Raw genomic sequence first — 20,567 nt, 5'->3', positions numbered from 1 at the left:
ACAAGGGCAAATACGGCAGCTTGAGCTACAATAGCAAAGGCATAGATAGACTGGAGAATATTAATTCCACAAGCGAAAACCTATGCCTATGCGTTGAGCATATTGATTATATTCAAACATATTATCCCCATATCCATTCACATATTGGCAATAAATACCTACATTATCACTCACACGTAATGTATAGCCTAACTCAAAATAAGGATAATATACCCTTGCAATAGGTGGGCGCACATAGGCTTCAAGCAAATGCCTCTTGCTTTTATAATATAAACGTAAATCACTATAACCCCGATAGAGTGGCAAATCAGGATTATCGTGCATAAAACCATCTAAATGTGTCCCTGTGTATATCCAAGTGCCAAGATTCAAGCCAAATGTCCCATAACTCAAGGTATCATACTCCCAACGTATATTTAAAAGAAGGCGATTTTGAGTGCTTGAGCGTAAGAGTCTCTCACCATTGCTTGTATGATTAATACCAAGAGAAATACCCTTCAATACCCCACCTAAAAACTTAATAGGCTTTTCATAGCTATAAAATATTTCAGGCTGATAGTCTAAATCCCTAAATGGACGAGAATCAGGTTTATTGTAATTTTGGAACCAAGCCGTTTGTGTGTATGCAAAATACAGCTTCCCATAAGGTGAAAAAAGTTTTTTTGTAACAGCAAGTTTAAAACTAAACTGAAATTTAGTTTCTCTATTAAGATTCCCCGGGGCTGGCTCACTGAAACTATAATAATAAGGCAAGATATATATGGCTTTATGCGGATAGAGTGCTAGATACGATTGATCTGTGCTAGGTATTGATAGTGGGGGAGAGAATACAGAATCTACATTAACATACATATTTTGTTTTTGCTGCTCCTGCTGCTTTTGCTCTTCTTGTGCTAAGGCAAATACACTGCATAGCCACATTATGCATACTCTACCCCATCGCTTCATTGTTTATCCTTTCTCTTAAACATAGCCTTTATTTGAGCTTGTCCAAAGTAAATATTCATACAATCCAAACTTAAACAAAACTAGAGCAAGGCTACACTTGCTCTTTAAATAAAGCCAATATATGAACTATCCTAGCAATAATTTTAAGAAGCGTTTGTGAATATACCACCTACTTTCCATATACAATCTCGAGCGCTATTATACTACATTCTCACCCTGACCAAAATAAAAGGAAATTTTGTTTTTATTTATCGCAATATAGCTTGTTGAAGGACATTGTATGCTTTTATTACACTCCTTTATTATTTTGATTTGATTCTTTAATTTAAACATTGCTTTATTGAAGTTTTAGATTCTCTAATTTATTATACCCTTGCTGTTGCGATGTAATCGCCGCATTCGCACGAAGTGCTAATCCACACTTGCAAAAAACCTTACCCCCCCCCCCCATAAAACCACACACTATCTTAAAGATAACGCAGCAAAAAACACTCTCTCTTGCAAAATTCCCATCCTATGGCTCCATTGTTATCATTCGTAATAGTCTCTAATGTGGCGGTATTTTCATTACTTAAAGTAGTGATTGTGCCCATATTATCTACTTTGGTAAATGTAAAAAATTTCTTTGAGATTTAACAACGAAAATAAGAGCAATGGGTGTAATGCACCTATCAATAATTACAAGATACTAGATAGTGTCCGCCAAATAGGTTTTAGCGATTAATAGAACGAGAAATGCTTGTGCCAATCATTAGAGATAATGCTAACAAAAAGCCTCAAAAGAAGCGGGGGTTATCCACTTAAGCCAAGATAAACATTCCTTGAAATTGAGTTTGTAGCCAAGCATAACACCTTATGCCTAAATCTTAAACATAATCTTATCTTTGCCAAACACAAGTGAATCTACAATACTCGTAAATATATTTTGCTAGTGGATAGTAAAAAATCAGCTTCTATTTATTATGACAATGAATATAATTTACCTCAAACTAGAGCGAGTGGCTAATGGAGTAAATGCTTAGTATGCACTTGATTTAAGTCTATATAAGCGAGGATATGTTTTGCTTGTAAAAGATAGATAAGAATCTTGCCTGTTGTTTTGCCAAAAGAGATAATTTGTTGAATCTAGATTCTATAAATAACCCTCTTTTTTGAAATGTCCTAAAACTTGTTTATAGACTTCTTTTTTGAAATGTATAACACGCTCAAACAACTCCTGTGTGCTGACAAAATCATATTTGTCAAACTCAGGGATAGGGGTGCAAAGATTAATCTCTGCATTATTCTTTAATCGCACGAGAAAATATTTTTGAATCTGCCCTGCAAAGCCTACATACATTTTTTTTGCCATACTTTTGGGGAAGTCATATTGTATCCAATGGGGGCATTCGCTAATGATTTCTACTGCGTTTGTGCCTATTTCTTCTTTTAACTCGCGCAAAAGTGCTTCTTTGGGGCTTTCACCCTCATCAATTCCCCCTTGTGGAAACTGCCACGCTCCCTTAACATCAAGGCGATGCGCGATGAAAAATAAGCATTCTTTAGGATATGCACTTGAGAGAATCACAGCAGCGACATTGGGGCGGTATTTTTTGATTATGTTTTCACTAGGATTCATACTCTGCCTTTGGGTTGTATCATTTTGCTGTGCATTATAAGCTATAATATACAATAATCTTTTAAGAAGCCACCAAGGGATTATTATTTATGCTGCTTTACATTCACATACCTTTTTGCACGAGCAAATGCGGATATTGCGCCTTTACTTCTTTTGTGGGGGAGGAGGCATATTTTAATAACTATATTGAAACTTTGTGTGTAGATTTAGCCCATACTTTGCAGGATAAGCATTATTGCCTTAGCTCTATTTTTATCGGTGGAGGCACTCCTAATATTTTAAGCGCGAGGCATTATGAAACTATTTTCACGCTTGTGCATAAATATGCTAATCTTGCCCCGCATTGTGAGATTACCCTAGAGGCAAATGTAAATCTCTTAAGTGCGCAATGGTGCAGGGATTTATGCACTTTGGGGGCAAATAGGCTAAGTGTAGGGGTGCAGAGCTTTGATAACGCAAAGTTACAATATCTAGAACGCGAACATAGCGCAAAAGACATTACTCATCGTATGGAAAGTGCGTATAATGCGGGATTTGGGAATTTGAGCTGTGATTTAATCATCAATACCCCACTTGATAATAAGCCCCTTATCGCATTTGAGCTTACCTCCGCACTCAAACTACCCATCAATCATATATCTATATATGCCTTGAGTATCGATGAAGGCTCACATTTTGCCTCAAAATCAAGCAATAAGCAGTGTCGCACAGATGAAGAGTTGATTTTCTACACACGTGAGATACTGCAAGATAGGGGATTCATGCAATATGAAGTGTCTAATTATGCAAGGGAAAATAGGCAATGCAAACACAATCTAGGCTATTGGCAGGGGGAAGAATATCTAGGCTGCGGGGCAGGAGCTGTGGGAAGAGTGGGTAAGATTCGCTCAAGGACTTGCTCTCATCTTAAAGAATATTTACAAAATCCTACTAAACGGCATAAAGAGCATTTGAGCGAGGCAGATTTGCAAACAGAGGCAATAATGCTAGGGCTTAGATGTACTAAGGGCGTGGATATAAGCTCTTTTAGTCATATTTTGCACTCACAGGCTTTGAGCGATTTGCTTGAGGGTGGGAAATGTGAGCTATATATGTGCGGCGATAGGCAGTTCTTACGCGCTAAGGAGCTATTTTTAAGCGATGAGATTGCCTTATGGATAGAATCTAGACTTTAAGCCTTAGAAATCCATTTCTCACTGAATAAATCTTAAAAATTTAATATATCCCTTTGTTTTTGGAGGATTTTGCAAGTATAAATTGGCACTTTTTGCAATGCGGCGATACATAAAACAGCTTGGGCTACAGAATCTTATTACGATAGAGAGTGCAAAATTCGTGCGCTATGCGGGGATTACACGAGCCTTTGAGTGTGCTAAACTGCAATGCTTTGAGCTTTAAATTCTCATCAAGAGGCGTTTGTAGCATTGTTTCTAAAAGTGCCATAAACTCCGTGCGACTTAGGGTATAAAATCCTAGCACAAGCCCAAATCTATCGCTTAAGGAGAGAATCTCATCTTGTGCATCATTGAGATGGAGTGTGTCTTGAGGGTAAGATTCGCTAATGAGGTGGCGTTGGTTAGATGTCGTGTAAAATAACACATTCTCCGCTTTATTCTCAAAAGAACCTTCAAGTATGCTTTTAAGGGATTTGTAGCCTTGCTCATTTGGCTCAAAGGATAAGTCATCACACATAATAATGAATTTATAGGGCAATTCCCGCACACAATCTTGCACCATAGGCAAAATACCTAAAGATTCTTTGCTTAACTCTATGATACGCAAAAGCGAATCTAGAGCTAATACATCACTTAATACCTGCTGCAAACACGAGCTTTTCCCACAGCCTCTAGCCCCCCAAAGCAAAGCGTGAGAAGCCCTCTCTCCTCGCATAAAAGCCTGTGTATTGTGTGTGAGAGCAGCAATCTCTTTATCCAAGCCAATGAGGTGATAGGCTCTTTTAAAATCGCTTATAGGTTTAAAATAGCCGCTAAAACCCTCAAATGAGGAGCGATAGACACAAGCGGAATACTCCTCCCACGAGAAATTAAAGCACTTTGGCAACATCTTTTTTATTGTTTTCTATGCTTTTGTCAATCTTATTGCAAACAAGCGCGATATGTGGCGTGGGGGATTGTTTGAGAGTGATTTTTACATTGCCCCCCTTTTTTAGTGCACCAAAGAGGATTTCATCACTTAAGGCGAGTTTGATTTGACTATCGATAATCTTTTTTATCTCTCGCGCACCAAGGGCTTTATCCATACTTTGTGTGGCAAGATAATGCAGCGCCTTAGTATCTATGCTTACCTTAATATACCGCTCCTTAAGCGAGGTAGCAAGATCGCTAATGTATTTTTTAGCAATCAATGTATATTCTTTAAGCCCTAGCGGATTAAAATGTATCACACTATCGATTCGACTACGCAATTCAGGGGAGAAAAGCATTTTGATAGCGCTATCATTTTTGCTTTGTATATCCGCTCTAAAGCCCAATGTGTTTGCCTCCTTACTCCCAGCATTGCTTGTCATAATGACAATTACATTCTTAAAATCCGCCTTATTCCCAGCATTGTCTGTGAGACTTGCAGAATCAAGAATCTGCAACAAAATATTATAAATATCGATATGCGCCTTTTCAATTTCATCAAGCAATAATACACAATGGGGATTCTTACGGATAGAATCTACAAGTAATCCCCCCTGCTCAAAGCCCACATATCCCGCAGGTGCACCAATAAGCCGCGAAATAGAATGTGCCTCCATATATTCGCTCATATCAAATTTAACAAACCCAATGCCTAAAATACGCGCTAATTCTTTAGCAAGTTCAGTTTTCCCCACGCCGCTAGGTCCAGCAAAGACAAAACTACCAATAGGCTTATTCCCCTCACTTAGCCCGGCTTTGTTTGTCTTAATCACTTTGCTTAGCTCATCAATGGCTTTATCCTGCGAGAAAATACGCTCTTTAAGCTTGCTAGCAAGGGTAAGCAGGGCTTTTCCCTCATCTTTACTCATAGAGCTTTTAGGGATATGCACACTTTTGCTAAGGATAGATTCTATATCTTTAATAGTAATAAGAGGCATAGAATCTTTGTCCGTGCGGTAGATTCTAATATTTGCCCCCACTTCATCAAGCAAATCAATCGCCTTATCGGGTAAAAATTTATCGCTGATATATCGATTAGATAAATCCACACAGGCTTTGAGGGCTTTTTTTGTATATTTGATGTGATGATAAGATTCATAAATGGGTGCTAAACCCTCTATGATTTTATAGCAATCCTCCAAACTTGGCTCTTTGACTTCTACCTTGCTAAATCGCCTCACAAGGGCTTTATCCTTATCAAAATGCGTTTTAAACTCACTAAAGGTAGTCGCCCCAATGCAACGTAATGCACCATTAGCAAGGGCGGGCTTAAGGAGATTAGAGGCATCAAGATTTGATCCAGAAGTTGCTCCAGCACCTACAATCGTGTGAATCTCATCGATAAATAGCACACTATGGGGAATTTGCGCGATTTCTTTTAGCACACCTTTTAATCGCTTTTCAAAATCGCCGCGATATTTGCTCCCTGAAATCATACTGCCCACATCAAGGGCGAAAATTTGCGCATTGTGTAAAGCCTTTGGCAATCGCTTATGATAAATCTCTAGTGCTAATCCTTCAGCAATGGCAGTTTTCCCCACACCGGGCTCACCTACAAGTATAGGGTTGTTTTTTTTACGTCTGCAGAGTATCTCACTCACACGCCAAATCTCTGCCTCGCGCCCAATAACAGGGTCGATTTTGTCCTCTTTAGCAAGTGCAGAGAGGTTCCTTGTGTATTTTTCAAGATAACTTTCTGCAGATTGTGTGCTTTCATTTATTACATCTTCGTGCTCTTGTTGCGTGATAACTTCTAGCACACTTAGTCTATCAATACCTTGAGATTTGAGTATCTGTGTGCTAAAGCTTTGATTTTCTTCCATAATAGAGGCAAGGAGATCTCCTACATCTACACTTTGACGATTACTATTTTGAGCGTGCTTTACCATTGTTTCGATAATTCTATCAAGGGCTGGTGTTTGCCTAGGGTTTTGTATGAGATGATGAGAAAATGGCACATATTTTTGCAAATAGAGATTTGTCATACGGCGCATTTCCTGTATATTACCCCCACATTTTTGCAAAATAGAAATACCTTGAGTATTATTCAGCGTGGCTAAAAATAGATGTTCTGTTGTGAGGATATTATGTCGCATTTCTCGTGCAATATCGATAGATTCATTAAAAATAAGCGTAAGATTCTGTCCTATCATATACCCTCCTTAAGAAAGCATTTCCTCGGTGATAACACGAAGGGGATATTTATGTGCCTTTGCCTTTTGGGTAACAATTTGGCTCTTGAGTTCAGCAATATCATAGGTATAAATCCCGCATACTCCCCTGCCCTCGTTGTGAATCTTTAGCATAATAGCCGTAGCTTCATCAGAAGTCTTATCAAACACCTCCATAAGAATCTGCGTTACAAAATCCATCGCTGTATAATCATCATTTAAAAGCAAAACGCGATAAAGTCTTGGCTCCTCAAGTAATGTATCTGTGCTTGTCTCAAATCCCGTATGCGCCAAATTATCCCCTTTAGAATTGATTAAAAAGTGCTATTTTATCAAAGTTTGGTAAAACGAATATATTTTTTAGAATTTTGTTTTTTATGCTACTTTTCAAAGATATAATACTTCTGGTTTGTGAATCTGCGAAGGAATACTTAATGATTTATTTTTACACACTCATTGCGCAATCTACATTGAAAAATCGCATTCCTAAATCCTTTTCTCACGCATTAGCCCAACTGCAAGATATGGATGCACTTGAATCCAAAGGAAAGCATATCGCGCTTAAATCTACCCTTGTTATAGGCATTATAGATATTGCCCAATCAGGCAAAGTTTTTGTAAAAGACCTTCGCTCTCCTCATACTAAAGATGCCTTTCTTGATGGTATAAAGGGTATGGGGTTTAGAAAGGGCGATATCATCTTAGCAAAGATTAAAAGTAGAGAGAGGCTGCATTTTATCACCCTTTTGTATCGTGCTAAGCCATATTGTTTTGCTGTGCTTGTACTACAAAAAGGTATGATAAAAGCTGTGGAATTGGGGGTCAAGTCTCATAAAGCCGCATTTATCACCCTTAAAGCCTCGCAAAAGTCCCTCCGTGCCTTGCCTCCCTATTGTGTAGTGAGAGTAGAAATCGCCACGGGTGAAATTACTGAAGTGCTGGGGATTCTAAAAGATGCGCATATTGATGAAAAACTCGCCCTCAATGGTATGGCAAAAGACTTTAGCCCCATTGCAATCCAAAACGCTAAAGCCTTTGATGATACGCTCTGTAAAGAGATGTATACTCATCGTGTGGATTTAAGCCATCTGCCTTTTTGTGTGATTGACCCAAAAGACGCAAAAGACCACGATGATGCCATTTATTTTGACACAAAGGAGCAAACGCTCTATGTGGCTATTGCCGATGTGAGTGAATATGTCAGTATGGAGAGTGAGCTTGATAAAAATACAAGACAAAGAGGCTTTAGCATATATTTTCCGCATAAAGTAATCCCTATGCTCCCCAATGAGCTAAGCAGTGGAATCTGCTCACTTAAGGCGCAAAAGCTTTCTTTAGCAATGGTGTGGAAGATTTGCTTAAATAAACAAGCCCATATCTTACAAAGCGAGCTTTTAGAAGCGATGATTATGCCACAGGCTAATGTGAGCTATGAAGAAGTAGAAGCCTTTTTACACAATCAGCCAAATCCCCTGCCTAAGGCAATCCAAAAATGGCTCAAAGCCTATGTGCCCTATGTGAAAAAGGCAAAAGCACATCGCTTAAAGCAAGGCTATGAATTTTGCAGTGAGGAAATAACCCTAGAGCTTAATGTGGAGGGTAAAATATCCCATTGGCAGCGACATCAGCAAGGCTTAGCCCATAGCATTATTGAAGAATCAATGCTCTTAGCTAATGTGGAGAGTGCAAAAATGCTCGAAAATACTGCTCCTCAAGGTATTTATAGAATCCACCCCACCCCAAAAAAAGATCGTATCGGCTTTCTTTTGTGGCAGCTTGAAAATATGGGCTTTGAAATCCCGCAGACCAAAGATATTCACAAACTCATTCACACACTTCAGGCACAAAGCGCATATATGTATACCCATAATGTAGAAGCCCACACACTTAAAATGCGTGATATCCTAGATAGTATGATTATTCAATCCTTTGCCAAAGCCACATATAGCACACATAACATAGGGCATTTTGGCTTAGGTTTTGATGTCTATACACATTTTACCTCGCCTATTCGCCGATATAGCGATTTGGTAGTGCATAGAATTTTAAAGGCTATTTTGCACAAACACAAAAGTATTGATTTTTTAACACATACTCTCAATGGGATCGCTGAAGAGCTGAATGTCAAAGAAAGGCAAATCAGCCATATTGAGCAAGCATTCTATCGTCTTAAAATGCTTCGCTATGCAGCAGAACTTTTAGATTCACATAAACAAGTGATGTGTCCCGCCATTGTCATAGATGAATCCTCCCATTGTATAGCTTTAGATGTGATACCACAGATGAAAATTACACTTTCACACTCACTTGAGAAATACACAATCATCAATGTTCGCCTTGAAAGCGTAGATTTGATACAAGGAGCTATCTATGGGACATATTTGGAGTAAGGTTTTTACTCAATTTTATGGCAAATAGAAGATTCTAGAAGCTTCAAAGCCCCCTTAGAATCTCCGTATTCTCTACCACCACATTCTACTGTATTAAGAGTATGAGCTACGCATAAAACAATCCTTTTGCTTTTGTCTGTGTTAAAAATATAATATTGTTTCAAAAATTTTTTTGTGGTTTTCAAGGAATGAGTATATTTCAGTGAAATACTTCACTTGCATAAAAATTAAATTACACGAAGATTTGCATACATACGCGGTGTTTGCTAGATACCCTCTCGCCCCACACTTGCAAAATGCAGCCCTCAACCTTGATAAATCCCCTGAACATTTTCTACCTTCCGCAAGAAAAATATTTTTATTTTATAATGAGCAAACCCTATTTTCCTAGATTTATAGAATGCTCCACACTAAGCAAAAATTTTCAATACTTAAACTTTACTATATATGATGTAAGAGCTGCATTCACACGAAGTACTAATCCACATTTACAAACTCATTTTCTAAGGTAGAGATTCTCTAATCTATTATGCCCTTGCTGTTGCGATGTAATCGCCGCATTCGCACAACGTGCTAATCCACACTTGCAAAAGATCTTACTTTGCAGATATAAAATCTGCTTCGCGCCTGAAGGACGCGCTTCACTTATCAAGTGCAATTCTAAGATTGAGGATCACTATTCTATTTTGCAAACTCAACTGCCCTCATTTCACGTATCACGCTAACCTTAATCTCACCGGGATACTGCAAAGTAGATTCTATCTCTTTAGCAATATCCCGTGCTAAGATGACACTCTTTTCATCATTTATCAAATCCGCACGTACAATCACCCGCACTTCACGCCCAGCATTAATCGCATAGGCTTGTTTCACGCCGATTTTATCCATCGCAATACGCTCAATATCCTGCATTCTTTTTAAGAAATTCTCTAATGCCTCACGTCTAGCACCCGGACGTGCCGCAGAGAGTGTATCAGCTGCACATACTGCCGCGCACTCAATGCTTTGAATCTCCTCATAGCCGTGATGTGCCTTAATAGCGTTAATCACCACAGGGTGTTCTTTATAACGAGTGCAAACCTCCACACCCAAATCCACGTGGCTACCGCCTAACTCTTGAGTAAGAGACTTGCCAATATCGTGCAAGATTCCCGCTCTGCGTGCGAGTTTTTCATCGCCTCCAAGCTCCCCAGCAATAATAGCTGCCAAATTAGCCACCTCAATAGAATGCCCGAGTGCATTTTGCCCAAATGACGCACGATAGCGCATTTTGCCAAGCAAATATGTAAGCTCGGGGTGCATATAGCCTAAATTCATATCAAGCACGATATTTTCTCCATCTTGCCGCACCTGCTCGTCCATCTCATTTTTGACACGTTCATACATCTCTTCAATTCTTGCAGGTTGAATCCGTCCATCTTCTACAAGATTTTCAATCGTCTTTGTCGCAATCGCACGGCGGTAGAGATTAAAACTACTTAAAATAATGCTACCGGGTGTATCATCAATAATCACATCAACACCACTAATAAGCTCTAACGTCTTAATATTGCGCCCTTCTTTGCCTATGATTCGCCCCTTTAGCTCATCATTTGGGAGATTAACCACATTAATTAATCGCTCATTGGCAAAATCCCCCGCATAACGTGTAGTGGCTTGGGCAAGGATATAATTTGCCTTTTTCTTTGCCTCCTGCTGTACCTCCCTCTCATAACGGCGAATAAGCATAGCCTTTTCCTCATAAAGTTCCTCTTCAAGATGGGAAAGCAGAATGTTTGTCGCCTCCTCTCTACTCATTTGCAAATGTTTTGAAAGGGTGCAGAGCATTTCTTTTTTAATATCCTGATTCTCATTTTTGAGCTTATCAAGCTCGGTTTGTGAGCGCAAGACCTTTGCCTTAAGCTCGGCTACTTCTTGCCTATCTTTGTCAATCTGTGCCTTTTGATACTCAAGCTGCTGATACTTGATACGCTCTTCTTTGTCAAGTTTAGCCACTTTAGCATCATATTCTTTAGACAACTTCGCACATTCCTCATCATAGGAACGTTCTAAATGAAGCTGCTCCTCTTTAAGTTTAAGCTGGTGCTCTTTAAGCAGTCTCTCTGCTTCATATTCAATCGCCTTTGCTTTTGCTTTTGCCTGCTCTATAATGATATGAGAGTGAGAGTAAAATATCCTTCTAGCGATAAAATACACGCTCACACCGACCAATAACCCAAAGATTATACTTCCTATTACATACCATACTTCCATTGTGCTTCCTTACGCATAAAGCCGATGGTGTTAAAAAACAATCTCCCTGCACGTCATAATCTTGTGTAATAACATCTGGCACATAGTTTGGACTTCGTGCTACAAAAATAATATGAACCTTATTTTTAAGAGTAGGCATAAACCTATCATACATACCCCTCCCAAACCCTATTCGCCTAAAATGCTTATCAATGCCCAAAACAGGGATAATTACCGCATCAACTTTGATTAATTTAAATATAGAATTATTTGACTCATAAATGCCAAATGCGTTTTTATGCAATGGCATTCGCAATGGTATCATTTTGAAACTGAGTCCTTGTATAAAAGGAATAAAAACGCGATATTTTTTTTTGCGTAGTGTGGCAATAAGGGGCATAATATACACCTCATTGCCAAAAGGCATATACACGAGCACTTTGCTACATTTTTGCCTCTCTAAATAGGTAAGCAAATCTTTATTAAGTGCCTTATCTGCCAAGCGATTATGCTTAAAGCAATGCTCCAATCGTGCCTTCGCATAGAATCTAAAGTCCTGTTTAGTAATCGTTAATCCTTTTTTTAGATATAATGATATAAACATAGCATAAATGGAGACAATATAAGATGAAAATGGCGCAGATTCTAAAGAGATGGCAAAGTTTCACGAAGCTTTTTATCCTAGCTGTAATGATATGTTGGGCATTTCAAGCCTGTAGCGATGATGTAGATAAGGACAAAGATATCTTTGGCTTTGAGGGCGGGAGCAAAGATAAGATTCTAAGTATTGAAGTGATGAATACACAAAATGAATCTTTACGTTTCAAGACAAACGAATCTCAAAGCATATTTCAAACCGACACGCAGCGCCCTACACTACTTTTCTTCCTCTCCAAAAGCTGCCAAGAGTGCCAAGATGAGCTTTTACATATCCTTGATTTATATAACAAATATCAAGAATTTATCTCCATTATCGCCATTAGCCCAAGGGACGAGTTGGAACATCTGCAAAAAGAAATTGACCTTATCAATCCTCGATTTAAGCTTTATGCCCCAACGGATAATAAAAATCTCCTTAATTTCCTTAATAAAGATGAGAAGCAAAGCTATATCGCCCTCTATGATAGGCAAGGCGAAAAAGTGATAGACTATGTAGGGCTCGTGCCTGAAGAGATGGTAGAGCTTGATATACAATACCAAATCCAAGATCAGCTTGATGCTAAAGCACAATATGAAATGCAATCTCTCACACCAGAGGAGCAAGAAGAACTAGAAAATGCCAATACAGGACAAGAGGCGCAATGATTGCTACCCTCAGCAAAACACTACAAAAAACCACCCAAAACATTGCCTCACTCCTTAGCTCAAAAAAGGACAAATACACCAAAGACGAGCTAGAGGAGATTCTCATCGAATGCGACATTGCCTATGAACTTATAGAATCTATATTAAATGATCTCCCACCCTATATCTCTCGCGAAGCCCTCCAAAAAGCACTTTTAGCAAAACTTAAGTTAGAATCTAGCCCCCAAAATTTTACTCATATCAAACCCCTTGCCACGCTCATTGTGGGCGTAAATGGCGCGGGAAAAACAACGACTATTGCCAAACTCGCTTATCTCGCCCAAAATCAAGGCAAAAAAGTAATGTTAGCCGCAGGAGATACATTTCGCGCAGCAGCGATTGAGCAAATCAAGCTATGGGGAGAGAGGCTCAATATCCCTGTGATTAGCACACAGCATATGCACGACCCAAGCGCAGTAGCCTTTGATAGCATTAATGCTGCTCGTGCGCGGGGGATTGATGAACTGTATATCGACACGGCAGGGAGACTTCATAATCACACAAATCTCAACAATGAGCTTTTAAAAATTGTCCGCGTGAGTAAAAAGGCTCTAGGGGATTTGCCCCTACGCTCTTATCTCGTGCTTGATGGCACACAGGGTAGCTCGGCTATCAATCAAGCACGAGCATTTGCAGAACTCATTGCCTTTGATGGCATTATTATAACTAAACTTGATGGCACAAGCAAGGGCGGGGCGATTTTTAGTATTGTAAGTGAGCTGCAAATCCCTATTTACTACATCGGCGTGGGTGAAAAGGCAGATGATTTGCTTCCTTTTAAGCCACAAGAATATGTCAAAATAATGCTTGATAGCCTATTTGAAGGATATTAATTGGCAAAAAAACGCACACTTTTTGAATGTCAATTTTGCGGGTGGCAAAGCCCTAAATGGCTTGGTAAGTGCAGTAGCTGCGGGAGCTGGGAGGGTTTAGTTGAGCTTAAAGAAAGCCAAATCAAGCACATAGAAACACAAAAGCACGCTACTACCTCTTCAAATGCCATTCCCATCACGCAAGTGCATACCGAAAATATCACGCATTTTAGCTCTTATGAAGAGGAATTTGACATCGTGCTAGGTGGAGGCATTGTACCCGGTGGGCTATATCTCATCGGGGGAAGTCCGGGAGTGGGTAAATCCACGCTTTTGCTTAAAATCGCTGCAGACATCGCCACCAAATCGCATAAAAAGATTCTATATGTGAGTGGTGAAGAGAGTGCGGGTCAAATCAAACTCCGCGCTTCAAGGCTCTCTGCCCTAAGTGAGAATCTCTATTTACTTAATGAAATTGATTTAAACATCATCACAAATGCCCTCCACGCGCAAGAATATACCCTATGTGTGATAGATTCTATACAGACAATCTATGCGCCCGAGCTTGCCTCTGCACCCGGCTCTGTCTCACAAGTGCGCGAGGTTACCTTTGCCCTTATGCGTTTGGCTAAGGAGCGGCATATCAGCATTTTTATCATCGGGCATATTACTAAAGATGGCGCGATTGCTGGACCGAGAATCTTAGAGCATATGGTGGATTGTGTGCTATATTTTGAGGGAGACCCAAGCAAAGAGCTAAGAGTGCTAAGGGGATTTAAAAATCGCTTTGGGACTACAAGCGAGATTGGTATCTTTGAAATGAAAGCAGAGGGATTAGTGAGCGCAAAAAACGCTTCAAAACTCTTTTTCACGCAAAAAAGTGCACAAGCAGGAAGCGCTATCGCTGTGGTGCTAGAGGGAAGTCGTGTACTTGTGATTGAGATACAAGCGCTTGTGAGTGAATCAGGCTATCCTAAACGCTCCTGCACGGGCTTTGATAGCAATCGCCTGAATATGCTCCTAGCCCTACTAGAGCGCAAACTTGAGATTCCACTCGGGCATTATGATGTGTTTGTGAATGTTGCTGGCGGGATTAAGATTAATGAGCCAAGTGCGGATTTAGCGGTGATTGCTAGCATTATCTCAAGTTTTCGCAATCGCCCTTTAAATGCCAAAACCGCTTTCATCGGTGAGGTATCGCTCGTAGGGGATATACGCGAGGTTAGCAACATCGATGTGCGCTTAAAAGAGCTTGAAAGCTATGGGTTTGAAAAAGTCATTCTCGCACAAAAACCAGCCAATCCCCCAGCTACTATCAAATGCTTCGAGGCAAATGAGGTAAGCAAGATTCTAGAATGGATGTAGGCAGCTTATTACGGCATAAACCTACATTTGCAAATGTGTAGCATAAAGGCTATTCGCCTATCTTAATATTTATAAGCTTTCACTATGGACTTTCATAACAATCCCATCAACACACATATTCTCCGCCCGCTTCGAGCTAAGATTAAAGCCTTTAAGTAGTCTCACATAAGTGATGAGGACACTTCCTCAAACATCATCAAAACATCTTTGGCTACACGCCTGATTTTACCAAGCTCCAAACATTTAATGAAAAAATTATCCATCGTATGCTTTATGATAGAAATCTCCATCTACACAGCTCTTACAGATAAGCTCAGAGCCAGAATCTACATCACCCACAAGCATAAAAATATAGCATTGCCAGAAAACTGCGGGGGCAAACAATGATTGCCGCCCTTACGTATTTCTCGATGATGTCCCACACATTCTAGATTCTATCTCTCCACTTTTACTCCCATTGCCTCACCTTATGATACGCTTTTTGATACCAATATCTGCCCTTTCTTGCCTAAACTCTATGACATTGGGAGCAGTGTTACTAAAGTAGATTTTGACAAACTGCCACAATCTTTTGTGCTAAAGACTAATCACAATTGCGGTGGAGTTGTGCTCGTGCCTGATAAAAAGGCATTTTTATCAGATTCTAAAACATTTCATAAATCTATGCAAAATGAATATGAAAGCAAATTGTTATCACTCGCATTATATAATATTCTAAGATACTAAAAACACAAAGGAGAGAGTATGAGTTCTATTTTAGCAACGGGGGGGGGGGTATAGTTCATATCCTACATCACAATTTAAAGACCTCATAACCAATCACGAGGGCAATACACTTTTTTCTATTCTTGCAAATCTTATACATCAATACAACACAAACCATTCTAACCCTACACACGATAAACCTCACCTATGGATTGTTAGCGCATTTTTCAATGCTAAAGCCTTTGAGGCATTTTCTGCCCTAGCACCCTATCTGCAGTCTTTGTCCCTCATCGTTGGCGAAAGCACTCCAAGCGATAATTACAGCCCTATTATCTCCTTTAATTTGCATAATGATCCCTTTGATATGAGGGTTAAAGACTTTCATATTCAATTAGAATCCATCTCCACTGCTAAAATTGCCCATAACTTCATCAATGCGCATAGGATAAAGATTCAAAAGCTGCAGCAAGAAAATGTTTTGCTCCATTCAAAACTCTACCTTATACACAATCAAGGCATAGGCGATGTAATCATAGGTAGTTCAAACTTCACAGGAAGCGGACTTGGGCTTTATGGAGATAAAAGCAATAAAGAGCTTAATGTCCTATGCGATAGCAAGAGAGCCTCAAAAGAAGCCTTTACATATTTCAAAACCCTTGAAAAGGAATGCAAAGACTGCACCAAAGAAGTGCTAGATTCGCTACAGACAAGCTTTTTCTACCACTCGCCCAAAGATATTTTTGCTAAAATTTGCTCCTGTGTAGAATCTGCACAAAAGCCTACGTTAAGTGAGAGTGAGCGATTAACTCAAGGTGTAAAAGCCTTTGGACTATATGATTTTCAGCAAGATGCCGCCCTAGAGCTACTTTCACGCCTCAAACGCTATGCCCTCGCCCTATTAGCAAGTCCCGTAGGTTCAGGAAAGACCCTAACCGCCCTAGCTGTCGCAAGTGTATATAATAATGTCATTATCATTTCTCCTAAAAACCTCACAACCCAATGGGCGAGTTATTTTAATGTAAATGAGCAAAGCCCATATTATGATTTTATCAACGATATGGGCTTTAGAGTGCGGATTCTAAGCTATTATGAAGCACAAAATCCCAAAGACCAAGACAAAATCGCCCTCAAATCCGCCCAGCTTATCATCATTGATGAATCTCATAACTTTAGAAATGGTATCCCCCGCACAAGAAGTCTTAAGTAAAATGGCTACCAAAAACTCCAAAACAACCTCAACACCAACGCCCACCTCCTGCTTTTAAGCGCAACACCTATTAACAATAGCTTTCTTGACCTTAGCAATCAGCTCTGCCTCCTCTCATCTCATATCACAGATTCGATCACACAAAACCACCTTGAACCTAAAGAAATTTGCACCAAAGCACAAGCTAATCTCCAAAATGCCCTAAAAAGCGGCGATGATGTAGAGCTAGATGAGGATTATTATGCCATTACACATATTATTTTCTCCCATAGTAGTGAGCAGATTATCGCTCATCTTAAAGCCCTGAATAAAGATATGCCAAAGCAGCATATACGCACGATTCCAAGCTCGAGTATTCCTGTTTCTATTGACTTTAGCTTTCAAAAACTAAGTGAGATTCTAGGGCTTAATGAAGAGGAGCAAAATGGAGATACACAAGAGGATTTTATCTCCTTTAGCATTTATATGACCCCTATAAATTTTTGCCGAAGCATACAAGAGAACAGGTGCTTGACAGACAGCTTGAGAATCTAGGGGATTATACAACTCCTCGTGGCTTCTTATGTATGTCGCTCTTAAAGGCACTTGAAAGCTCCCTTGATGCCTTTAAACCTGAGAAAATCATCACTTATCATCATCGCTTCCTTAAGCACAAAGCCCCTGTGAAGTCCTACTCACTACACAAGTCAATCTACGAGACAAGCACACAAGCATTAAAGATGTGATAGATAATCTTTGCTTTATTAATTCACTTGAGTTTGCGCGGGAGGGGGCATTTGCCAAAATCGGGCTGGAGATAGAAAAAGATATTTTACACAAACTCTACACGCAAAAGGCTCGGTTAAAATCACGTATGCAGGGCGATGAAAAAGTGTATTATCGCACCACAGGAGGACGATACTATGATTTATACACAAGCTATACCACACAATCCAGCAAAGAAAAGTCTTTTGCTGCGACAGATTCTAAAATACTTGTAGCCATAATGAGTAGCACCTTATTTTGGTGGTTTAGGAATGCTTATTCCAATGGTAGAGATAGCTACTTATATGAATTTGAATCTTTTCCTATTCCATATTTTAATAATATATTAAGGAATAATTTCGTAAATTTAGGAATGAAATATGAGCAGGATTTAGAATTGAATGCAGTATATCATAATGGTGTCAAAACCTACTATATCCGCAAATCTAAATCTATTATCGATGAGATAGATTCCCTCCTTTGCCCCTTGTATGGGTTAGACAAAAAAGAGGTGGATTTTATCATCAATTATGAGATTGAATTTAGGACAAATTAGGAATTGTGGGGTGGGCAGTAGCTCAATAATATTTTTTGGCGTAAGTTTATTAGTGGAGCTTTGCTCTTGTGAAAATCAAATTTAAAGAGGTATTTTATGGATAAAGAACTTGAAAAGGTTTTAATAGAATTTGAAAGCAAACGAGATGAAAGAAGTATCCCTTTTGCAACAGATACAGAGGAAAAGAAAGCATATTTTAATAATTTGCTTACACTACAAGACGAAGGATATATAGAAGGTATTACAGACAGAGGAAAAGAACATATCAACAGAAATCATTCATTTTATATAATCTCTGGTGCAAGGCTTACATCAAAAGGTAGGAACTTTTTGACATCTATAAAAGACAAATAACAACAAAATCATCGCCTTGATCAATGAGATTTTGGCCATTGCGTCATTAGAAGGGAAGCTACCGAAGTAATCCATAAAACAAAGTCAGGCGTTATGGATTGCGCGGCGACAAAAACACTTCATATTTAGAATCTCAAATCAATCGGTTAGTGTATGAGCTGTATAAACTTACCAATGATGAAATAAATATGATTGAGGACAAATGGTGCAAAATATTATTTTAAATGCTATAACTTCTGCTGAAAAAGATTTAGGGAACATTTTAAGTAACGAGTATAAAGAGCTCTATAAAAATATAGAAAATGAGAGATTGCAAACTATTTTTTCAACACTGCATTCACAATTTATTTTCTGCTTTAGAGCTATGAATCAACGACTTCCTGTAACAGAAACAAGTAATAGACATTATAAGGCAGATAAAAGTAGAAATTTACTACAAGCCATAAATATTTCAAAAAAACTTGAAAAGGAATTAAAAGGAACAATTTTTTCGTTTGAGATTGAATCTAACTATAATCAAATATTTGATGAATGTTTAAAATTTTTAAAGAATAGCGGAGGCAGTGAATTACCTGTTGGAATGAAAAAAGTAACACTTTATTATGAAATCCCTATTTTCAGCTCTACAGACAACATAGAACTTTCGACTAATCTCTCAAAATCGGCTCGTTTAAAATTAATTGGTGAGGGTTCTTATGCTAAAGTTTTTAAATACAAAGACGAATTTTATAATAAACATTTTGTATTAAAAAGAGCAAAAAATAATTTAAGCGAAAATGAACTAGAAAGATTTAAAAGAGAATTTGAAGAGATGAAAAAGCTTAATAGTCCTTATATATTAGAGGTTTATTCGTTTAACTCTCAAAAAAATGAATATATTATGGAATATGCTGACTTCACACTTAAAGCTTATGTTGATAAACATAACAACAATTTAGATATACAAACGAGAAAAAATATAGGCTTACAAATCATCAAAGCCTTTAAATATATCCTTGATAAAAATATACTTCACAGAGATATAAGCCCAAATAATATTTTATTAAAAGAATATGAAAATGGTTTGCTTGTGGTAAAAATTTCTGATTTTGGACTAGTCAAAGAACCCCATAGCGAACTAACAAATGATAATACAGAAATTAAGGGTTCTTTTAATGATTATTCTGACTTGTCAAAGGTAGGATTTAAAAATTATGACAAGCATCACGAAATATTTGCTCTAACTCGTATTTTATTTTTTGTCGTAACAGGAAAAATAAATAATGAGGGGATAAAATGCCCTTTTCTTGACAAAGGAACGAGTGGTAATATAGAAGAAAGATACAAAACATTAGACGAATTAGAAAAAGCATTTTTAGATTATTGTAATCAATGCAATAAGCAAAATTAAAGGGATTTCAAAAGCAGTGTTAAGCCACAGAATTTCGATAAATAAAACTATATAGACCCCCTCCCTATCCCCCAAATTGCAGATTCTAATCGCCATATCGGCGATAGGATTACCACTTTAGTGGAGGAGATTTTAGAAACCAAAAGTGAAGATTCAAATGCTAACATTTCGTATATAGAATCTCATACGAGCCAAGCTCTTATCCTGCAAAGGCAAATCGATGAGCTAGTGTATCAACTTTATGGACTAGATTCTAAAGAAATTCAAATCATACAGGAATAATAAAAAATGACAGAAATTATTCTACAAATAGAAAATCAAACAATAAGTGCTTGCATAGCCGATAAAAAATTGCCACATCAATATGATAATATTCTATGTATATTAAAAGATATAGCATTCTTTGATTCAAATGCCATACAAGTCAATCAAATAAATCAAAAAATCCATATAAAAGTAAATATGCCCTTAAGAATTATTGCAGATAAAGAGGTAAATGTTCCTATAGTTTTTGGCACATTAGGTGGTGCATTAAAAACAATTTTTAAGCAAAAAGTTGTTTTACAATGTAGGCATTTTATGCAAGA

General features: G+C 38.3%; 22 protein-coding genes. 14 read left to right on the top strand and 8 right to left on the bottom strand.

Translation table 11 applies throughout. The features are described 5' to 3' along the window. Window positions 1-60: 60 nt before the first annotated feature. Together QZ289_RS06515 and QZ289_RS06510 are read right to left on the bottom strand one after the other, a co-directional pair. A complete protein-coding gene (locus QZ289_RS06515; protein ID WP_295700667.1) occupies window positions 61-948 on the bottom strand; it encodes a phospholipase A in 888 nt (295 codons plus the stop codon). A gap of 1,132 nt (window positions 949-2,080) precedes the next feature. After that, complete coding sequence (locus QZ289_RS06510; RefSeq protein WP_295700664.1) at window positions 2,081-2,566, bottom strand: RNA pyrophosphohydrolase; 486 nt, start codon at window positions 2,564-2,566, stop codon at window positions 2,081-2,083. Window positions 2,567-2,655: 89 nt separating this feature from the next. Between QZ289_RS06510 and hemW the strand changes: the two genes are divergently transcribed. Then, entirely contained in the window at window positions 2,656-3,741 is a 1,086-nt protein-coding gene (gene hemW, locus QZ289_RS06505; protein WP_295700661.1) for a radical SAM family heme chaperone HemW, read from the top strand. Window positions 3,742-3,865: 124 nt separating this feature from the next. Here the strand turns inward: hemW and QZ289_RS06500 are convergent, their stop codons facing one another. From QZ289_RS06500 to QZ289_RS06490, 3 genes are read right to left on the bottom strand one after another with little or no spacing between them, the layout of a single operon-like run. After that, window positions 3,866-4,630, bottom strand: a complete 765-nt coding sequence (locus QZ289_RS06500; protein WP_295700658.1) for a DUF815 domain-containing protein — start codon at window positions 4,628-4,630, stop codon at window positions 3,866-3,868. Next, on the bottom strand, window positions 4,611-6,863 hold the full coding sequence (locus QZ289_RS06495) for an AAA family ATPase (RefSeq protein ID WP_295700656.1): 2,253 nt from the start codon (window positions 6,861-6,863) through the stop codon (window positions 4,611-4,613). The genes QZ289_RS06500 and QZ289_RS06495 overlap by 20 nt, the downstream gene beginning before the upstream one ends. Before the next feature lie 9 nt (window positions 6,864-6,872). After that, the gene (locus tag QZ289_RS06490) at window positions 6,873-7,175 is read right to left on the bottom strand and encodes an ATP-dependent Clp protease adaptor ClpS (protein WP_295700654.1); all 303 of its coding nucleotides are present in this window, start codon (window positions 7,173-7,175) and stop codon (window positions 6,873-6,875) included. Between the two features lie 140 nt (window positions 7,176-7,315). Here QZ289_RS06490 and QZ289_RS06485 point away from each other — a divergent pair, with 140 nt between their 5' ends. Continuing rightward, on the top strand, window positions 7,316-9,271 hold the full coding sequence (locus tag QZ289_RS06485; protein ID WP_295700651.1) for a ribonuclease R family protein: 1,956 nt from the start codon (window positions 7,316-7,318) through the stop codon (window positions 9,269-9,271). Between the two features lie 496 nt (window positions 9,272-9,767). Here QZ289_RS06485 and QZ289_RS06480 read toward each other — a convergent pair whose 3' ends face one another. Genes QZ289_RS06480 through QZ289_RS06470 form a run of 3 tightly spaced genes read right to left on the bottom strand, consistent with a single transcriptional unit; the run spans window position 9,768 to window position 12,032 of the window. Then, the gene (locus QZ289_RS06480) at window positions 9,768-9,923 is read right to left on the bottom strand and encodes a hypothetical protein (protein ID WP_295700648.1); all 156 of its coding nucleotides are present in this window, start codon (window positions 9,921-9,923) and stop codon (window positions 9,768-9,770) included. Window positions 9,924-9,952: 29 nt separating this feature from the next. Further along, window positions 9,953-11,524, bottom strand: coding sequence for a ribonuclease Y (rny, locus tag QZ289_RS06475; protein ID WP_295700646.1), 1,572 nt, complete (start codon window positions 11,522-11,524; stop codon window positions 9,953-9,955). Then, complete coding sequence (locus QZ289_RS06470) at window positions 11,451-12,032, bottom strand: 5-formyltetrahydrofolate cyclo-ligase (RefSeq protein ID WP_295700643.1); 582 nt, start codon at window positions 12,030-12,032, stop codon at window positions 11,451-11,453. Before QZ289_RS06470 ends, rny begins: the two co-directional genes overlap by 74 nt. Before the next feature lie 98 nt (window positions 12,033-12,130). On the opposite strand from QZ289_RS06470, the gene QZ289_RS06465 reads away from it, so the two are divergent. The 12 genes from QZ289_RS06465 to QZ289_RS06410 all read left to right on the top strand — a co-directional run. Next, window positions 12,131-12,808, top strand: coding sequence for a redoxin domain-containing protein (locus QZ289_RS06465; protein WP_295700640.1), 678 nt, complete (start codon window positions 12,131-12,133; stop codon window positions 12,806-12,808). After that, entirely contained in the window at window positions 12,805-13,680 is an 876-nt protein-coding gene (gene ftsY / locus QZ289_RS06460; RefSeq protein WP_295700638.1) for a signal recognition particle-docking protein FtsY, read from the top strand. The genes QZ289_RS06465 and ftsY overlap by 4 nt, the downstream gene beginning before the upstream one ends. After that, entirely contained in the window at window positions 13,681-15,024 is a 1,344-nt protein-coding gene (gene radA, locus QZ289_RS06455) for a DNA repair protein RadA (protein ID WP_295700635.1), read from the top strand. A gap of 246 nt (window positions 15,025-15,270) precedes the next feature. Then, entirely contained in the window at window positions 15,271-15,411 is a 141-nt protein-coding gene (locus tag QZ289_RS06450; protein WP_295700632.1) for a hypothetical protein, read from the top strand. A gap of 424 nt (window positions 15,412-15,835) precedes the next feature. Beyond that, window positions 15,836-16,936 carry a phospholipase D-like domain-containing protein gene (locus QZ289_RS06445; protein ID WP_363322774.1) on the top strand — a complete coding sequence of 367 codons (1,101 nt, stop codon included), beginning with the start codon at window positions 15,836-15,838 and terminating at the stop codon, window positions 16,934-16,936. A 315-nt stretch (window positions 16,937-17,251) separates the two neighbouring features. After that, the gene (locus QZ289_RS06440) at window positions 17,252-17,470 is read left to right on the top strand and encodes a hypothetical protein (RefSeq protein ID WP_295700630.1); all 219 of its coding nucleotides are present in this window, start codon (window positions 17,252-17,254) and stop codon (window positions 17,468-17,470) included. Beyond that, the gene (locus tag QZ289_RS06435) at window positions 17,443-17,661 is read left to right on the top strand and encodes a hypothetical protein (protein WP_295700628.1); all 219 of its coding nucleotides are present in this window, start codon (window positions 17,443-17,445) and stop codon (window positions 17,659-17,661) included. The genes QZ289_RS06440 and QZ289_RS06435 overlap by 28 nt, the downstream gene beginning before the upstream one ends. After that, complete coding sequence (locus QZ289_RS06430) at window positions 17,658-18,236, top strand: hypothetical protein (protein ID WP_295700626.1); 579 nt, start codon at window positions 17,658-17,660, stop codon at window positions 18,234-18,236. Before QZ289_RS06435 ends, QZ289_RS06430 begins: the two co-directional genes overlap by 4 nt. A gap of 96 nt (window positions 18,237-18,332) precedes the next feature. Continuing rightward, a complete protein-coding gene (locus QZ289_RS06425; RefSeq protein ID WP_295700623.1) occupies window positions 18,333-18,590 on the top strand; it encodes a hypothetical protein in 258 nt (85 codons plus the stop codon). A gap of 205 nt (window positions 18,591-18,795) precedes the next feature. Next, window positions 18,796-19,980, top strand: a complete 1,185-nt coding sequence (locus tag QZ289_RS06420) for a protein kinase family protein (RefSeq protein ID WP_295700620.1) — start codon at window positions 18,796-18,798, stop codon at window positions 19,978-19,980. Window positions 19,981-20,100: 120 nt separating this feature from the next. Further along, window positions 20,101-20,262 carry a hypothetical protein gene (locus QZ289_RS06415; RefSeq protein WP_295700618.1) on the top strand — a complete coding sequence of 54 codons (162 nt, stop codon included), beginning with the start codon at window positions 20,101-20,103 and terminating at the stop codon, window positions 20,260-20,262. 6 nt (window positions 20,263-20,268) lie between these two features. Then, a partial coding sequence (locus QZ289_RS06410; RefSeq protein WP_295700615.1) for a hypothetical protein occupies window positions 20,269-20,567 on the top strand: 299 nt, incomplete at its 3' end.

It is taken from the genome of uncultured Helicobacter sp., assembly GCF_910577135.1.
In the GTDB taxonomy this organism is placed as follows: Bacteria; Campylobacterota; Campylobacteria; order Campylobacterales; family Helicobacteraceae; genus Helicobacter_C; species Helicobacter_C mastomyrinus.
The sequence above is the reverse complement of the archived record's forward strand: the minus strand, read 5'-3'. Positions and strand labels throughout refer to the sequence as shown.

Coding starts and splice junctions, on each gene's coding strand:
- QZ289_RS06500 (WP_295700658.1), bottom strand. CDS start 4,630: ATGTTGCCAAAGTGCTTTAATTTCTCGTGGGAGGAGTATTCCGCTTGT.
- QZ289_RS06440 (WP_295700630.1), top strand. CDS start 17,252: ATGCCAAAGCAGCATATACGCACGATTCCAAGCTCGAGTATTCCTGTT.
- QZ289_RS06510 (WP_295700664.1), bottom strand. CDS start 2,566: ATGAATCCTAGTGAAAACATAATCAAAAAATACCGCCCCAATGTCGCT.
- QZ289_RS06485 (WP_295700651.1), top strand. CDS start 7,316: ATGATTTATTTTTACACACTCATTGCGCAATCTACATTGAAAAATCGC.
- rny (WP_295700646.1), bottom strand. CDS start 11,524: ATGGAAGTATGGTATGTAATAGGAAGTATAATCTTTGGGTTATTGGTC.
- hemW (WP_295700661.1), top strand. CDS start 2,656: ATGCTGCTTTACATTCACATACCTTTTTGCACGAGCAAATGCGGATAT.
- QZ289_RS06450 (WP_295700632.1), top strand. CDS start 15,271: ATGAAAAAATTATCCATCGTATGCTTTATGATAGAAATCTCCATCTAC.
- QZ289_RS06465 (WP_295700640.1), top strand. CDS start 12,131: ATGAAAATGGCGCAGATTCTAAAGAGATGGCAAAGTTTCACGAAGCTT.
- QZ289_RS06495 (WP_295700656.1), bottom strand. CDS start 6,863: ATGATAGGACAGAATCTTACGCTTATTTTTAATGAATCTATCGATATT.
- QZ289_RS06425 (WP_295700623.1), top strand. CDS start 18,333: ATGGATAAAGAACTTGAAAAGGTTTTAATAGAATTTGAAAGCAAACGA.
- QZ289_RS06515 (WP_295700667.1), bottom strand. CDS start 948: ATGAAGCGATGGGGTAGAGTATGCATAATGTGGCTATGCAGTGTATTT.
- ftsY (WP_295700638.1), top strand. CDS start 12,805: ATGATTGCTACCCTCAGCAAAACACTACAAAAAACCACCCAAAACATT.